The 16,457-nt window shown below is 39.8% G+C and carries 13 protein-coding genes and 1 tRNA gene; 6 read left to right on the top strand and 8 right to left on the bottom strand.

Annotated elements, in window-relative coordinates; translation table 11 throughout:
- Positions 1-337 precede the first annotated feature (337 nt).
- Positions 338-1,114, top strand: coding sequence for an EFR1 family ferrodoxin (locus DXB58_RS26875; protein ID WP_008999222.1), 777 nt, complete (start codon positions 338-340; stop codon positions 1,112-1,114).
- On the opposite strand, the gene xpt is transcribed toward DXB58_RS26875, so the two are convergent.
- From xpt to DXB58_RS26835, 7 genes are all read right to left on the bottom strand, one after another.
- Complete coding sequence (xpt, locus tag DXB58_RS26870; RefSeq protein ID WP_008999223.1) at positions 1,101-1,673, bottom strand: xanthine phosphoribosyltransferase; 573 nt, start codon at positions 1,671-1,673, stop codon at positions 1,101-1,103. The two genes, DXB58_RS26875 and xpt, sit on opposite strands and share 14 nt — an antisense overlap.
- A 91-nt stretch (positions 1,674-1,764) precedes the next feature.
- The gene (locus DXB58_RS26865) at positions 1,765-3,072 is read right to left on the bottom strand and encodes a phenylacetate--CoA ligase (protein ID WP_004297543.1); all 1,308 of its coding nucleotides are present in this window, start codon (positions 3,070-3,072) and stop codon (positions 1,765-1,767) included.
- Positions 3,073-3,086: 14 nt separating this feature from the next.
- Positions 3,087-3,668 (bottom strand): indolepyruvate oxidoreductase subunit beta, encoded by a 582-nt coding sequence (locus tag DXB58_RS26860; protein ID WP_118299809.1) that lies wholly within the window; start codon positions 3,666-3,668, stop codon positions 3,087-3,089.
- 3 nt (positions 3,669-3,671) lie between these two features.
- Entirely contained in the window at positions 3,672-5,264 is a 1,593-nt protein-coding gene (locus DXB58_RS26855) for a thiamine pyrophosphate-dependent enzyme (RefSeq protein ID WP_004297545.1), read from the bottom strand.
- 83 nt (positions 5,265-5,347) lie between these two features.
- Positions 5,348-6,385 (bottom strand): endolytic transglycosylase MltG, encoded by a 1,038-nt coding sequence (gene mltG, locus DXB58_RS26850; protein WP_122138823.1) that lies wholly within the window; start codon positions 6,383-6,385, stop codon positions 5,348-5,350.
- A 413-nt stretch (positions 6,386-6,798) separates the two neighbouring features.
- The gene (locus DXB58_RS26840) at positions 6,799-7,677 is read right to left on the bottom strand and encodes a DNA/RNA non-specific endonuclease (protein ID WP_122138821.1); all 879 of its coding nucleotides are present in this window, start codon (positions 7,675-7,677) and stop codon (positions 6,799-6,801) included.
- A 27-nt stretch (positions 7,678-7,704) separates the two neighbouring features.
- Entirely contained in the window at positions 7,705-8,286 is a 582-nt protein-coding gene (locus tag DXB58_RS26835; RefSeq protein WP_122138820.1) for an epoxyqueuosine reductase QueH, read from the bottom strand.
- A 212-nt stretch (positions 8,287-8,498) separates the two neighbouring features.
- Between DXB58_RS26835 and DXB58_RS26830 the strand changes: the two genes are divergently transcribed.
- Both DXB58_RS26830 and DXB58_RS26825 read left to right on the top strand, forming a co-directional pair.
- A complete protein-coding gene (locus DXB58_RS26830; protein ID WP_122138819.1) occupies positions 8,499-10,541 on the top strand; it encodes a toxin-antitoxin system YwqK family antitoxin in 2,043 nt (680 codons plus the stop codon).
- A 108-nt stretch (positions 10,542-10,649) separates the two neighbouring features.
- A tRNA-Thr gene (locus DXB58_RS26825) sits at positions 10,650-10,722 on the top strand.
- Positions 10,723-10,939: 217 nt separating this feature from the next.
- Here the strand turns inward: DXB58_RS26825 and DXB58_RS26820 are convergent.
- Positions 10,940-12,148: an ROK family transcriptional regulator gene (locus DXB58_RS26820; RefSeq protein ID WP_008999229.1), complete on the bottom strand. Its 1,209-nt coding sequence runs from the start codon at positions 12,146-12,148 to the stop codon at positions 10,940-10,942.
- A 334-nt stretch (positions 12,149-12,482) separates the two neighbouring features.
- Between DXB58_RS26820 and DXB58_RS26815 the strand changes: the two genes are divergently transcribed.
- The 3 genes from DXB58_RS26815 to DXB58_RS26805 all read left to right on the top strand — a co-directional run.
- Complete coding sequence (locus DXB58_RS26815) at positions 12,483-14,357, top strand: FAD-dependent oxidoreductase (protein ID WP_122138818.1); 1,875 nt, start codon at positions 12,483-12,485, stop codon at positions 14,355-14,357.
- A gap of 44 nt (positions 14,358-14,401) precedes the next feature.
- A complete protein-coding gene (locus tag DXB58_RS26810; protein WP_122138817.1) occupies positions 14,402-15,499 on the top strand; it encodes a DUF4434 domain-containing protein in 1,098 nt (365 codons plus the stop codon).
- 5 nt (positions 15,500-15,504) lie between these two features.
- Positions 15,505-16,457: MFS transporter (locus DXB58_RS26805; protein ID WP_122138816.1), on the top strand; the 953-nt coding region annotated here is incomplete at its 3' end.

Raw genomic sequence — 16,457 nt, 5'->3', positions numbered from 1 at the left:
GAAAGTAGGAAGAAAACTACTTCGTTTTCCTCCTACTCGATTGTTAGGCGGATAAAAGGGAGTGAAAAAAATGTTAGTAGGTAAACAAATTCCTTTTTTTTCTTGTTAGTCTCATAGATTCTTATTACATTTGTGATACAAAAATATTAGCCGTATCGACTGGATCGGGAAACTCTTCAAATTAATCTGATGCACCGAGAAAGCTTCGTTCTTCAATGGCGGGCCACATCCTTCGGGACAGCTTTAAGCCGGTGGATTACAAAGAGGGCGAGCGCTCAAATCTTGTTCTATCAGAGTTTCATCACATCGTCGATGCGGCTTTTTTATATACTTTTCTATGATATTTTATTTCTCCGGTACAGGTAATTCTAAGTGGATTGCAAATCAGCTTTCCAAAGAGCAAAAAGAAGAGTTGGTTTTTATTCCTGATGCGCTAAAGAATGGAGCATTGGAGTTTAGTTTGCAGGCAGATGAAAAGATCGGCTTTGTATTTCCTATCTATTCGTGGGGACCTCCTGAAATAGTATTGAACTTTGTTCGACAGCTCTCTTTAAGGGGGTATAAAAGACAATATTTGTTTTTTGTTTGTTCCTGTGGTGATGATACCGGGCTTACCCAGCAAGTGCTGGCGAAGGCATTAAAGAATAAAGGTTGGGAATGTCACGCTGGTTTCTCGGTGACTATGCCTAATAATTATGTCTTACTTCCCGGTTTCGACGTGGATAATAAAGAGTTGGAAGAGAAAAAACTAGCGGATGCTGTTTCGACTGTCAGTAAAATAAATGCTTCGATAAGTAAGAGGGAAGAGCTGTTTCTCTGTCATGAAGGGAGTATGCCTTTTATCAAGACGAGGATTATAAATCCGTTGTTTAATCGTTTTCAGATGTCTCCTAAGCATTTTTATGCTACCGATGCTTGTATTGGGTGTAAGCGTTGTGAGAAGAGTTGCCCGGTGGAGAATGTTACAGTTGTGGACGGAAGGCCTGTTTGGGGAATGGATTGCACCTCATGCTTGGCATGTTATCATGTTTGTCCGCAGCATGCGGTGCAATATGGAAAAAGGACGAAAGATAAAGGGCAGTATTTCAACCCCAATCAATCTACTCGTCTTTGATTTTAATACAGCAGTTGGATAAGTCTTCAATGATGGCCAGACTTTCTACTCTGACACCTTGTTCCTCAAGCATTTTGCGGCCATTCTGGAAGGCTTTTTCAATAATGAAGCCCATTCCTACCAAATTTGCTCCGGATTGCTTGATGAGGTCGATAATGCCCAATGCAGCATTTCCGTATGCGAGAAAGTCATCCACGAAAAGAACATTGTCGTTCGGGGTGAGGAAATCTGCACTGATAACGACTTCATAATCACGGTCTTTGGTGAATGAGTGCACGGTGGTGCTTAGTGCGTTCTGGATGGTTTTAGGAGACTTTTTCTTTGCAAATACAACTGGTAAATCCATCAGGTAGCCTGTCATGATAGCAGGGGCGATGCCGCTGGCTTCGATCGTCATAATCTTATTTACGTTTGTGGCTGCAAAACGGCGGACAAACTCAACTCCGATTGATTTCATCAGGACAGGGTCCATTTGATGATTAATAAAACCGTCTACTTTCAGGATACCTCCTTCGTAGCACTTTCCGTCTTGCAGAATTCTTTTTTTAAGTAATTGCATGCTGTATGATATTAATTAAATAATGTGCTAATATTCCATTCCGCGTGGTGTGAACAGCGGTTGGTATATTAGCACATGGAAATTTGAATCGTTACTTGTTGTCTCTTAAGTCTTTTACTCGGACGGCTTTTCCTTCGCTTTGCGGGAGAGAGCCTTTTTTTACCAGTTTAACTTTGGGAGTCACCAATATTTCATCCTTTAATTGGCGGGTTATATCCTTGCGGATCTTCTCCAGTTCAATATAATTGTCAGTGGAAAGGTCGCTTAATTCTACTTCGACGATCATCTCGTCTTGGTTGTTGACTGTTTCCAGTGTAATCAGGTAATTGCTGCCTAATTCGGGGAATTGTACGAGTATCTTTTCTACTTGCATCGGGAAGATATTTACTCCCTTGATAATGAACATATCATCACTGCGTCCCTTGATACGATCAATACGGATGTGCGTGCGGCCGCAGGGGCATTTTCCCGGAAGAATACGGGTTAAGTCACGGGTGCGATAGCGGATTAACGGCATCATCTCCCGGTCGAGAGTCGTAAGTACTAATTCTCCGATTTCTCCTTCCTGAACGGGTTCTCCTGTTTCCGGATCGATAATTTCTACCAGATAACAGTCTTCCCAGAAATGCATTCCGTTTTGTTCCTGACATTCGAAAGCAACACCGGGACCGTTCATTTCTGTCATACCGAAGCTGTTGTATGCTTTTACGCCCAGCATCTTTTCTATTTTCCGGCGTTGTTCGTCGGTGTGAGGTTCAGCACCGATAACCAGCGTTTTCAGTGTGGTTCCTTTGGGATCAAGGCCTTCTTCCTGAAAGACTTCGGCAAGGCGGATGGCATAGCTGGGGATAGCATGCAAAGCGGTAGTCTTAAAGTCGTTGATGAATTTAATCTGTCGTTTACTGTTTCCGGCTGCGGCAGGGACTGTCAGACAGCCCAGGCGTTCTGCACCGTATTGGAAGCCTAACCCTCCTGTAAACATACCGTATCCGGAGCTGTTTTGGAAGACGTCGGTCTTGCGTATTCCTACTGCGTACAGGCAACGGGCTACCAGGTTGGCCCAGGAGTCGAGATCGTGCTGTGAATGAACAATAACTGTCGGGTTTCCGGTAGTACCACTGGAAGAGTGAATACGTACACCATCATTGCTCATATCACCTGCTACCAGCCCGAAAGGATAGTGGGCACGCATATCGGCCTTGGTAGTAAAGGGCAATTTGCGGATATCATCTAATGATTGTATGCTATCTGCAGTGATGCCATGTTTGCTGAAAACTTCTTTGTAATATGGGGAGTTTGCAGCTATATTGATTGTTTTCTTAAGCCGTCGAAGTTGTAATTCCTGCAACTTCTCCCGGCTCATGGTTTCTAGTTCTTCTTCCCAGTATTGTGTATTCATGATAATGCCTGTTATTACATTAGCTTTTCTGCAATTTCCTTGCCGGCAGCCAATGCTTTAAGATTCATTTCTACAATTGCTTCTCCCTTGCGCAGGAAGATTTCACGGATGCTGTCTTGTACTTTTTCGTAGTCGATGCCAAGGAATGGAATGGTTGCTCCCAGTAAGACTATGTTGGCAACGCGGGCGGAGCCTACTTCTTTGGCTACTTTGTCTACGTTCAACACAATTTTGTGAGGCAGCTTATTGATTTCTGCCATTACTTTGTCTGCTTCCGGATAATTGGGGATATTGACAAACGGAGTTTCGTTAGTCACCAACCAACCGTTAGGGCTAAGATAGGGGAGGTAGCGCAATCCTTCCATGGGTTCCAATGAAATGATAAGGTCGCATTTACCTGATGGGATCAAGTCTGAAGCAATCGGCTGGTCGCTGATACGGAGGTTGGATTGAACATCTCCTCCGCGTTGGCTCATTCCGTGCACTTCTGCTTGTTTCATATATAATCCTTCTTTCAAGGCAGCTTTGCCGATCACTGTAGCAATAGACAGAATTCCCTGTCCACCGACTCCTGATAATATAATGTCTTTCTTCATGGCTTACTTACTTCTTTTTTTGCGTGCTAATGTCTGGATACACTCTCTGCGTGGAATAATGACAGATACACCACGATATTCGATCTCTTCGCGAATGATTTGCTTCATCTCCTCATAGTTTTTCTTCAACGGAGTAACGACGCGGATATGAGCCGGATCTACTCCGATACCTGCACAGATCGCTTCGATACGTCCGGTTCCGGCAGAGTCCTGTCCACCTGTCATGGCGGTAGTTTCATTGTCGGAGATGACGATGGTTACACTGGCATTCTCGTTCACACAATCTAATAGTCCGGTCATTCCGGAATGGGTGAATGTGGAGTCTCCGATTACAGCTACAGCTGGGAAAAGACCTCCGTCAGCCGCACCTTTCGCCATCGTGATGGAGGCACCCATGTCTACACATGAGTTGATTGCATTGAAAGGAGCATTCGCACCTAATGTGTAACAGCCGATGTCGCTGAATACTTTATGAGATGGATATTCTTCTTTCAGAACTTCGGTCAATGTGATATACATATCGCGGTGTCCGCAACCTTCGCAAAGTGCGGGCGGACGCATTTCTACGACAGAAGGAATACCGAATTCTGATTTATTCTCTTTACCTACGGCGCGAGCTACAGAGTCCGGATTTAATTCTCCGTCTTGTGACAGGGTACCGTCCAAACGTCCTTTTACTTTAACGCCGATGCCCAGATAACCTTTCAATTGTTTTTCTACAAATGGTTGTCCGTCTTCCAGAACGAGGATCTCGTCACAGGATTCAATCAATTGATGTAATTGCTTTTTAGGCAATGGATACTGGCCGATTTTAAGTACCGGATATTCGCAACCTTCAGGATAGTTTTCCATCAGATAGTTGTAGCCGATACCACAAGCGATAATTCCTAACTTTTTGTTAGGACCATCTGTATATTTATTATAAGGTGATTCTTCCGAAGCTTTGATAAACTCGTCTTGGCGCGCAAGTAATACTTTGTAGCGTTTACGGGCATTTCCTGGTAACAAGATGAACTGACGAGGATCTTCGCTGAAAGAGATGCCATTCTGTGGTTTTTGTGCTTTGCGTTCTACTCCAGAGCGGGAGTGTGCAAGGCGGGTTACCATACGCATCAAAATAGGTTCACCCAATTTTTCAGAGAATTCGAAACCACTGTATACCATGTCATACGCTTCCTGCTGATTGCTGGGTTCGTACATAGGAATCAGTGAGAAATCTCCGTAGAAACGGCTGTCTTGTTCGTTCTGCGAAGAGTGCATGCTAGGGTCGTCTGCTGCTATCACGATCAATCCGCCTTTCACACCTGTGATGGCAGAGTTGACAAAACAGTCGGCAGCTACATTCATACCTACGTGCTTCATACAAACTAATGCCCGTTTACCAACGAATGACATACCCAACGCAGCTTCCATCGCTGTTTTTTCATTGGCACACCAACGGTTGTGTATATTCTGTTCGGTCGTTATTGGGGCCATTTGAATATATTCCGTAATTTCAGTTGAAGGAGTACCAGGATAGGCATAAACACCTGAAAGTCCGGCATCCAGTGCAGCTTGTGCAATGGCTTCATCGCCAAGTAAGAGTTGCTTGCTCATATATATTTCTTTTATTTAGTGTTGATCACAGTTTGTTAATCTATCGGGCAAAGATAGGCTTTTCCGTTCGTTTTATCACAAATTTACTTGAAAATCTTTCTTTCATTCAGGGCTTTCCAGTATTTTCTTGCATTTGCCATGTGGTCGGCATAATTGGATGCAAAGTTGTGAGTTCCGGAAAAATCTTCTTTGGCACACATGTAGATATAGTTATGTTTGGTATAGTTCAATACGCTGTCTATTCCCTTTTTAGAAGGAATACGGATGGGGCCTGGAGGCAGTCCGGTATTTATATAGGTGTTATAGGGGGAATTGACTTTTAAATTTTCGTTGGTGATTCGGCGCAGACCGAAATCCTGTAGTGCAAATTTGATGGTAGGATCTGCCTGCAAAGGCATATCTTGATGTAAACGGTTGATATACAATCCGGCTACCATTGGCTTTTCTTCATTGTTGTTGGTTTCTTCTTCGACGATGGAAGCAAGAGTACTGACTTCTTCCGGTGTCATGCCGATGGCGGTGGCTTGTGCCAGACGTTCTTTGTTCCAGAAACGTTCGTGCTCATTCTTCATTCGTTTAAAGAAGTCGTCTACGCTCATGTCCCAATATACCTGATAGGTTTCCGGTATGAAAAGGCTGGGGAGTGTTATGGTTGTGTATCCCATTTGAGCCTGGAAAGTAGAGTCGAATAACTGGCTGGCGATTTCGGCAGAGTCTATCATGAGTTGTTTTCCAATGCTTCGTGCTAACCGGTCTAATGTCCGGACACTTCCGATAGTAAGGTTGATCGCTTCCTGATAACCTCTGGAAAAGCGGCTATATACATGATAGACATTGTCATTGGGACGAATGGCATAACGTCCGGTATGGATATTCTGATCGAAATCTTTGTATTTTGCCATCCACCGGAATCCGGTGAACTTATTGACATGCCCGAATCTTTGTATTTTATGATAGATAGAGTCGGCTGTGTCATCCCGGTCTACATAAATATATACAGTTTTAGATGGATGAAATTGAGGAGCAAACAGATAGTAATAAAAGGTGCCTCCGGCAATTGCACAAAGGAGGAATGCTCCGATTAGAATTGATAGTAGAATATTTCTCTTTTTTCTCTTCATCTTTTGAGGTATATTTAAAAAGTTCGCCAAAGATAAAAAGAATTTGGATAGGATTGTTCTCTTTACATGATGAATCACAGGGCGACCGCATCAAAAGTTTGTTTTCTTTCGGTGCGGTTTATGAAGCTATTTTCTCATCTTGCGTTTCACCCTTCTGGATTTATCCAGATCTTTATAGTATTTCCCTCTTTGTATAGTAACTCCATTAGTTCCATATATTGTGGGAATACTTTCCCACAATATAAAAGAATACTTTCCCATAATATGTGGGACTAATTGAATTACTTGATGATATCGTGTGAAATCGTTAGAATCGCTACGGCATCCCTTTTTAATAAGGCGAGGGGCTGTATGTGGCAGAATACTATTGGCGCATGGAGATGACTTCGTTTCAACTGAATGAGTTTTGCAAGTTAGTTCGGCCATAAGGAATAATTAGCGTCCGCTTCTATCTTGTTTTCTATTTCGTCGGGCAGGGGTGCGAAGAAATCCATGTTAGTCAGACTCTCGATGCTATCCACTGTAACTACATATGAAGATAGAGGTTCTACTGCCTGCTCGTTGTTGAATAAGAAGCCGATAGCCCGTATTGGTTTGGCAAAAGGAGATAGGACTACTTTGAAAAACCGTTGAGGTACTGCGACTTTATTTTTCCCAATCGTTTTAGGCTGTTTTTCAATAATAGGTCCACATATAATAATAATGGCACTATCTGCTATAGCCCAATTCCGGATTTTTTCTTCCAGATTTTTCCATCCTCTTCTGTTTAACTGTGGATGTTGGGGGCACATATTGCTGAAATAGAATGATTCTTTCATGGCTTCAGGGCTCCATTTCATATCTGCTGCAGGAGCCATGTGGCCTTTATCATATCCTGAACGGGTGTAGTCGGCGTTAGTTGCAATCGGGCCTGTCACTAATGGGTCGGCGATAAAACGATTGCCTCTTTTTTCTTTTCCTTTGGTTTCTTCCCGGGTTAGTTCGTAAGAGACCCAGTTGGGTATTTTTAAATCTTTATTATATGATACGGTATATCCGCTATGCCGGATGATTTGTTCTTGCCGGGGAACTAATGATATGGGTGTCTCCAGATCTTTGCCAAGTGGAATTTGAAGGGATGCATCGGTTTGCAGTTCATTATTTTTCTGGATATTAATCTGTTGGCAATATAAGTAGACGCCAAAAAGAATAGGTATGAGCACAATAATGGCGATGATACATCCTAATCTGTTATTGGAATGTGATTTCTTTTTGAATAGCTTTCTGTTTTTGCCTTTTTTACTTCGATTCATTGGTTAGCTGGTGATGGCGGGTTCGTTTTATTCTTCTTTTCTCATACTGAATTCACAGCCGCAATATTGCTGGTTGTAGAAGTTATACTCTTTAATGATGGCGATGCGTCGTTCACTAAGTCCGCCTTTCCGCCAATTCTGCTCCCAGTATGTGACATCCGGATATGAAGCAGTGGCATATTGTCCGGCTTCACTAATCTGCTCCAGGCTTTTCCAACGACTGGAAGCAAGTGTTGTGGTTATTACGGAAAGGCCATGTTCATGTGCATAACGGGCGGTCTCCAATAAGCGTAGTTTAAAGCAACGTAGGCAGCGCCCTCCTCTTTCGGGTTCCTGTTCCATTCCTGCTATATGGCATCGCCAGTTTTCATGATCGTAATCAGCATCTATTATCTCCAATCCCAATGATTGGGCATAGCGCGTACATTCGTCTTTTCTTATCATATACTCTTCCAGCGGATAGATATTAGGATTGCAATAATAGATAACAGGGGTGATGTGATGTTGCATCATACATTCGATAATGGCTGATGAACAAGGAGCACAACAGGTATGAAGTAAGACTTTATCGGCTCCTCCCGGAACTTCGAGTTGAAATTTCTTTTTCATGCTGTAAAGTTAGTACATATTTACGATACGAGTCAATGGTTTATACTTTATTCAGAATAGTTTTTTATAAAAATAGGAGGGAGGATATCTCCTTTATACTGTTTTTTATAAAATCTTGTTTATTGAACTAATTCACTAAATGAGTATGAATTAACTAATTAATCTCATCTTTTTTACTATTTTTGTCCATTCAAGTTTATAACAACTCAATAATGGATGAATTAAATAGCGGGCAAGAAGAGCAATATGCAGGCCCGGAGAAGAAAAAAAGTACCTCGAAAATAGTGAAGAGAACTTTAGTTGTGGCTGCATTGGCTTTGGCGGTATATGTTGTATATTCCGTAGTTTATTTATTTGTCTCGCCTGATCGTAATATTCAGCAGATCTATCTGGTTCCGGAAGATGCGGCATTTATTATTCAGTCATCGGCTCCGATTGAAGATTGGGAGAAGTTTAGTGGAAGCGAGACATGGCAATGCCTGAAGAAAGCGAAATCTTTTGAGGAGGTGACGCAAAGTGTGGAGAAGCTGGATTCCGTTGTCAAAAGCAATAAGGTATTATTATCGCTTGTTGGTGAGCGGGATATGCTTATTTCGCTCCATAAGACTCGTCCCGCTAATTGGGATTTTCTACTTATCCTGGATATGCAGAAGACATCAAAGATGGACTTATTGAAAGACCAGGTTGAAACCGTATTGGTTATGAGTGGTTTTACTGTGACTAATCGGATGCATAATAGCATTAATATCTTTGAAATGCGCGATCCCGAGACGAGGGATATTTTCTATATTGCTTTTGTTGATAATCATTTGGTAGGTTCTTATACATCCGGACTTGTCGAGTCGGCTATTGATTCTCGTAATAAACCTAAAATCGGGCTTGATCAGTCTTTTATTGAAACGGAGAAGTTGGTTTCCGGTAAGGGACTTGTCAGGGTCTTTGTCAATTATGCGCGTGTACCTCAATTTATGTCTATTTATTTAGGTACAAGAAATGAGTACATTGATCTGTTTAGCAATTCCATGAATTTTGCCGGACTTTATTTAAATACGAATAAGGAGCGGATGGAGGTGAAAGGATATACGTTGAAAAAAGATTCTGCCGATCCTTATGTCACTGCTTTGTTGAATTCGGGAAAACATAAAATGAAAGCACATGAGATTCTGTCCGGACGGACAGCTCTTTATACGAATATAGGTTTCAATAGTCCGGTGACCTTTGTAAAGGAACTGGAGAATGCACTGTCGGTTCACAATAAACAGCTGTATGATTCTTATCAAAGTTCCCGGAAAAAGATAGAAGGGTTATTTGGTATATCTTTGGAAGAAAACTTTTTGAGTTGGATGTCAGGAGAGTTTGCTATTACCCAATCCGAACCAGGTTTGTTAGGGCATGATCCCGAACTGATTCTGGCTATCAGGGCTAAAAGTATTAAAGATGCCCGTAAGAACATGGAATTCATTGAAAAGAAGATTAAGCGACGTACTCCGGTTAAGATTAAGACTGCTAATTATAAGGATTTCGAGATTAATTATATCGAGATGAAAGGCTTTTTCCGCTTGTTCTTTGGGAAGCTATTTGATAAATTTGAGAAGCCATACTATACTTATGTTGACGATTATGTCGTTTTTAGTAATAAAGCAGCTTCTTTACTTTCTTTTGTAGAAGATTACGAGCAGAAGAATTTATTGAAAAATAATCCAGGTTTTGAAAATGCACTGTCATATTTAAAATCAAGTTCTACTATTTTCTTATATACAGATGTGCGCAAGTTTTATTCCCAGTTGAAACCGATGATGAATCCTGCCACATGGAATGAAATACAATCAAACAAAGATGTTTTGTATTCATTCCCTTACTGGACTATGCAGATTATAGGAGAGGATCAGTCGGCTTCTTTGCAGTATGTGATGGATTATAGCCCATATCAACCGGAAGAGGTTACCGTTGCTATTGCTACTGATGAAGATGATAAGGAAATGAATGAAGATGCTGAAACCGAGAAAGAGCAGATGAGCGAATTGAAACGTTTCTATGTCGAAAAGTTTGAAGGGAATGTTTTGCGGGAGTTTTACCCGGAAGGGGCGTTGAAGAGTGAAGCGGAAGTAAAAGAAGGGAAACGTCATGGCCGTTACCGTGAATATTATGAAGATGGTACCTTGAAACTTCGTGGAAAGTATGCAAATAATAAACCGAAAGGTACATGGAAATATTATACCGAGGACGGGAAATTTGAGCACAAAGAAAAGTTTTAGATTACGTCAACAAAAGTTGATTTAAAAATTAAGTTCAAAAAATAATCGGATTCTTTTTGTTTTCTCAAATAAAGCTGTAATTTTGCACGCCGTAAACGAGAGACAAACGCCGCTATAGCTCAGTTGGTAGAGCAACGCATTCGTAACGCGTAGGTCGCCAGTTCAAGTCTGGCTAGCGGCTCTCAAATTAGAACGCTGATTATTAATTAATAATCAGCGTTCTAATTTTTACAAAATATCCAGTTTCCTATGAAAGGAAAATCCGGTGTATGTAATAGATGTGAAATATAAAAATATAATCTATGTTAAGTCGTATTATTGTTTTAGTTGTTGCCGGAGTAGCAGTAGTCTATATCGTTCGCTTTATAGATAACTTTTTCTCCCAGCGTAGAAGATAATCAGCTTTCAAACATTCTGCTGCGTGCTAGCATGCAAGCACCAACAATGCCTGCTTTATCTTTCAATTTGGATGTTATAATGGCTGAATCCTTATTCACCAGATTGAGTGAGTATTTGCGTACAGCTGTTTTTATGGGCTGGGTGATATAATCGCCAGTCAGAGATAAAGTTCCACCTATAATTACCAGTTCTGGGTTGAAGATGTTGATTAGTCCGGCAATCTGTTTTCCTAGTTTCTGCCCGATTTCTTCTACAATTTCAATGCAAAGCAGGTCTTCTTTATTCACAGCAGCAATTATCTCGTCAAGAGTAATCGGATTTTCTTCTGTGGCGACTCGAGTCGATAGTATGGAGCTTTCCCCGCTCTGAATACGTTCCAATAAAATGCGATGCAGTGCTGAACCGGAGGCTTCTGTCTCCAGGCATCCTTTTTTGCCGCAATGGCAGATTATTTCATTATCATAAGCGCTCATGTGTCCAAACTCACCGGAGAAACCGGATTTTCCAGTATAGATCTTCCCATCAATAATAATTCCAATCCCTACTCCCCAGCTCACATTTACAAAAATGATATCTTTTTCTCCTTTTACACAGCCTTGCATATATTCTCCATAGGTCATGGCACGCGTATCGTTGTCAACAGTCACTTTATATCCTAATTTTTCGGATAATACATCTGCTAACGGTCTCTCTTCAAAATTAAACTGGCTGAAGCTATATCCTGATTCAGGATTTACACGTCCCGATACATTTACATTAATATTTAAGATCTTCTCTTTATTAATAGTGAGTTTCTTTATAAAATTGAGAATATGTTTGCATAACTCATTCATCCCTTCAATTGAGTTCTCAAATTTATAAGGTATATTCATTTTCAGTTCCACCATATCGCCTTTAAAATTTATCAGGCCGATATTGACGGCGAATCTTTTAATGTCTACACCTAAAAAGTAACCGGATTCGGGATTAAGTCCATAAAGGTTTGGATGGCGTCCGCCGCTAGTCTCCAATTTTCCATAATCATTAATATATCCGTCATCACACATTTCGCCAATAAATTTGGTGACGGTTGGTACACTCAAATCCAGCTCTTTTGAAAGATCGGGAATTGTAGAACTGCCATTATATATATAATGTGTAATAATTCTCTTTTTGACGAGAGCGCTTTTAGAGCCCTTTTCTATTTCTTTCAAGAATTGTTGGTTCATAACTATGCTTATTTGGTAATTCATACAAAGATAATTAATTTTTTTATTAATTTACGGTTTTAGAACCTTGAAAATTAGAATATCTTGGATGCCATACTATATATATGTTATCTAATGAGTTTACATACAGGGTAATATAGGGGTGATCGATTATGGGTATAATAAATGGAATATGATGATTTATGAACTAATTCCCCCTTCTATTAATTAATTATGCTGTAAATAGTGATTTTATTAATAAAATATTTTATTATCTGTTGTTTATTTAATAAATATAGCTATATTTGTGCCGTGATATTATTAATAAAAGTTTGTATCCTTAAATGAATTAAATATGAGAAACTATTTTTTAACTCTATATTTATTAATAGCCTTATGTTTCACGGCATGTTCTCATTGGGATGATTCTGTTGATGTGCTGATTGTTGGTGGAGGGGCTAGTGGGGTGACTGCTGGCATTCAATCTGCTCGAATGGGAACTAAGACATTAATAGTGGAAGAAACAGACTGGTTGGGTGGAATGCTAACTTCTGCGGGTGTAAGTGCTGTTGATGGAAATTATGATTTACCGGCTGGTTTGTTTGGTGAGTTTCGCGGACATTTAGCAGATTATTATGGAGGACTTGATTCTTTAAAAACCGGTTGGGTGAGTGGAGTATTATTTGAACCTTCAGTTGGAAATAAAATTTTCCATGAGATGGTTGGCGTAGAGAAAAAATTAAAAGTATGGCATAATGCTACTCTGGTAAAATTGGAAAGAAAAGATGATTCTTGGATTGCTCAAATTCAGATGAAGGATAATACTATTAAAAAAGTATGCGCTAAAATTTTGATTGATGGTACTGAATTGGGCGATATAGCGAAAATGTGTGGTGTGAAATATGATATCGGTATGGAAAGCCGTCGTGATACTAAAGAAGATATTGCCCCGGAAGAGAAAAATAATATAGTTCAGGATATTACATACGTTGCAACCTTGAAAGATTATGGTAAGGATGTGACGATTCCTTGCCCTGAAGGATACAATAAAGATGAATTTGCTTGTGCATGCGCCAGTCCTGTTTGTATCACACCTAAAGAACCGGATCGTGTATGGTCTAAGGAAATGATGATAACATATGGGAAGCTTCCTAATAATAAGTATATGATAAATTGGCCGATAGAAGGCAATGATTATTATGTTAACCTGATTGAGATGACTCGCGAGGAACGTGAAGAAGCATTGAAATATGCCAAGCATTATACAATGTGCTTTGTTTATTTCCTGCAACATGAGTTAGGCTTTAATACATTGGGATTGGCTGATGATGAATATCCTACGGCTGATAAACTGCCATTTATTCCTTATCATAGGGAGTCAAGAAGAATCCATGGATTGGTTCGTTTTAATTTAAATCATGTTTGTGAACCGTTTAACCAGTCTCAACCACTTTATCGCACTTGTATCGCTGTTGGAAATTATCCAGTAGATCATCATCATACCCGTTATCATGGATATGAAGAATTGCCTAACCTCTATTTTCATCCGGTACCTTCGTATGGCTTGCCTTTAGGAACTCTGATTCCGAAAGATGTTGAAGGTTTAATTGTTGCTGAAAAATCAATATCCGTTTCCAATATAATTAATGGCACCACTCGCTTGCAACCTATGGTAATGCAGATTGGACAGGCAGCGGGAGCATTGGCAGCTCTTGCAGTGAAAGAAAATAAGAATATTAGTGAAGTGTCTGTTCGGGAAGTGCAAAATGCAATTTTGGATGCGAAAGGATATTTATTGCCTTATTTAGATGTTGCAATGGATCATCCAATGTTCAAATCATTACAGCGTGTAGGCTCTACTGGAATTTTAAAAGGTATAGGTAAAAGTGTTGACTGGGCAAATCAAACGTGGTTTAGAGCAGATACTTTGTTATTGGCAAATGAGTTGGAAGGGTTAAGAGATGTGTATCCTTTTGTTGATAAGCAAGTTTTTGAAGGTAATAATACCATATCAATTCAGAAAGCGGTAGAGATGATAGAAGGGATTGCTGAAAAAGAAAGTATTGAGTTGAAGAAGGGGAGGGGCGAAGAAATCTGGAATGAATTTGGCTTGAAAGATTTAGATATGAACCGAAATATTCTACGGAGTGAAATGGCTATTTTGATAGATCAGATATTAGATCCTTTCAATAATAAAAAAATAGATATTACAGGACAGTATATTCAATAGGTAATAAAAATATAAATGTTAACAGCTGTTTTAATTAAACTAATATGAAAACATTAGATCGAAGAAATTTTCTAAAAAAAGCCACATTGGCTGGTGCGTCGGCTTTGGCTGTGCCAACATTGTTTGAATCTTGTACTTCAAAAGCTAATGCTAGTACAATAGTGGCAACCGATGGTCTGGAAAGTAAACTCATTGTTCCTAAAAACAATGGATTAAAAATTACCGGAACTTTTCTGGATGAGATATCGCATGACATTCCACATCAGAACTGGGGTGAGAAAGAATGGGACCTGGATTTTCAGCACATGAAGAATATAGGAATTGATACAGTAATAATGATCCGTTCGGGCTACCGTAAATTTGTAACTTTCCCTTCTCCTTATTTGCTGAAAAAAGGTTGCTATATGCCTTCTGTCGATTTGGTAGATATGTTTTTGCGTTTAGCTGAAAAGTATGGAATGAAATTCTATTTTGGACTATATGATTCGGGTAAATACTGGGACACAGGAGATATGACCTGGGAAGTAGAAGATAACAAATATGTAATTGATGAAGTTTGGGAAAATTATGGTTCCAAGTATAAAAGTTTTGGAGGATGGTATATCAGTGGTGAAATAAGCCGGGCAACAAAAGGTGCGATTGGTGCTTTTCATGCATTAGGAAAACAATGTAAGGATATATCTAATGGATTGCCAACTTTTATATCGCCTTGGATCGATGGCAAAAAGGCAATAATGGGAACAACAAAAATGACAAGAGAAGATGCTGTTTCTGTACAACAACACGAAAAAGAATGGGATGAAATTTTTGATGGAATTCATGATGTGGTAGATGCATGTGCTTTTCAAGATGGTCATATTGATTATGATGAATTGGATGCTTTCTTTTCTGTCAATAAAAAATTAGCAGATAAGTATGGTATGCAATGTTGGACAAATGCCGAATCTTTTGACCGTGATATGCCTATTCGTTTTCTACCCATTAAGTTCGATAAACTTCGGATGAAATTGGAGGCAGCAAAACGTGCTGGATATGATAAGGCTATCACCTTTGAATTCTCTCATTTTATGAGTCCGCAGTCAGCTTATTTGCAAGCAGGGCATTTATATGACAGATATAAAGAATATTTTGAAATAAAATAAATATGATGAAGTCTACAATCAATTTCGGTTATCTTATATTCCTTTCTGTTGTGGCAGCATTGGGAGGCTTTTTGTTCGGATATGATACCGCAGTTATATCGGGAACAATTGCCCAGGTGACTCAACTATTTCAGTTGGATACCTTGCAACAGGGATGGTATGTAGGATGTGCTTTAGTAGGCTCTATTGTAGGTGTCCTTTTTGCAGGAATCCTAAGTGATAAGTTAGGAAGAAAACTTACGATGGTTATTTCAGCTGTATTGTTTTCCACATCAGCCTTAGGATGTGCTCTATCAGCTGATTTTACCCAATTGGTGGTTTATCGGATTATAGGTGGAGTAGGAATAGGGGTTGTTTCTATTGTTTCTCCTCTTTATATATCAGAACTAGCTGTAGCGCAGTATAGAGGACGTTTGGTATCACTGTATCAGTTAGCTGTAACAGTAGGTTTCTTAGGTGCCTATTTGGTTAATTATCAATTATTAGCATGGGCAGAGAGTGGAACTCAATTAAGTGTGGACTGGTTGAATAAGGTATTTATTACTGAAGTCTGGAGAGGAATGTTAGGGATGGAAACATTGCCCGCAATTTTATTTTTCATTATCATATTCTTTATTCCGGAAAGTCCTCGTTGGTTAATTGTACGTGGTAAAGATTTAAAAGCTGTAAATATACTAGAAAGAATATATAATTCAATTACAGAAGCGAAAAGTCAATTAAAAGAAACGAAATCTGTACTGACCTCTGAAACGAGATCGGAATGGTCGTTATTAATGAAGCCCGGAATATTCAAAGCTGTTATTATCGGTGTTTGTATTGCCATTTTAGGGCAATTTATGGGAGTGAATGCAGTGCTTTATTACGGCCCTTCTATTTTTGAAAAAGCAGGACTTTCAGGTGGAGATTCTCTTTTTTACCAAGTTCTGGTAGGACTAGTCAACACCTTGACCACTGTTCT

Origin of the sequence: Bacteroides sp. OM05-10AA (genome assembly GCF_003439055.1) — a bacterium.
Taxonomy (GTDB): Bacteria; Bacteroidota; Bacteroidia; order Bacteroidales; family Bacteroidaceae; genus Bacteroides; species Bacteroides intestinigallinarum.
This window is presented reverse-complemented; position numbering and strand designations above follow the sequence as displayed.

Bases quoted from the DNA above. Each gene is read 5' to 3' on its own strand.
- DXB58_RS26865 (WP_004297543.1), bottom strand. From the start codon at position 3,072: ATGAATACACAATACTGGGAAGAAGAACTAGAAACCATGAGCCGGGAG.
- DXB58_RS26815 (WP_122138818.1), top strand. From the start codon at position 12,483: ATGAGAAACTATTTTTTAACTCTATATTTATTAATAGCCTTATGTTTC.
- DXB58_RS26835 (WP_122138820.1), bottom strand. From the start codon at position 8,286: ATGAAAAAGAAATTTCAACTCGAAGTTCCGGGAGGAGCCGATAAAGTC.
- mltG (WP_122138823.1), bottom strand. From the start codon at position 6,385: ATGAAGAGAAAAAAGAGAAATATTCTACTATCAATTCTAATCGGAGCA.
- DXB58_RS26810 (WP_122138817.1), top strand. From the start codon at position 14,402: ATGAAAACATTAGATCGAAGAAATTTTCTAAAAAAAGCCACATTGGCT.
- xpt (WP_008999223.1), bottom strand. From the start codon at position 1,673: ATGCAATTACTTAAAAAAAGAATTCTGCAAGACGGAAAGTGCTACGAA.
- DXB58_RS26820 (WP_008999229.1), bottom strand. From the start codon at position 12,148: ATGAACCAACAATTCTTGAAAGAAATAGAAAAGGGCTCTAAAAGCGCT.
- DXB58_RS26840 (WP_122138821.1), bottom strand. From the start codon at position 7,677: ATGAATCGAAGTAAAAAAGGCAAAAACAGAAAGCTATTCAAAAAGAAA.
- DXB58_RS26875 (WP_008999222.1), top strand. From the start codon at position 338: ATGATATTTTATTTCTCCGGTACAGGTAATTCTAAGTGGATTGCAAAT.
- DXB58_RS26860 (WP_118299809.1), bottom strand. From the start codon at position 3,668: ATGAAGAAAGACATTATATTATCAGGAGTCGGTGGACAGGGAATTCTG.
- DXB58_RS26855 (WP_004297545.1), bottom strand. From the start codon at position 5,264: ATGAGCAAGCAACTCTTACTTGGCGATGAAGCCATTGCACAAGCTGCA.
- DXB58_RS26830 (WP_122138819.1), top strand. From the start codon at position 8,499: ATGGATGAATTAAATAGCGGGCAAGAAGAGCAATATGCAGGCCCGGAG.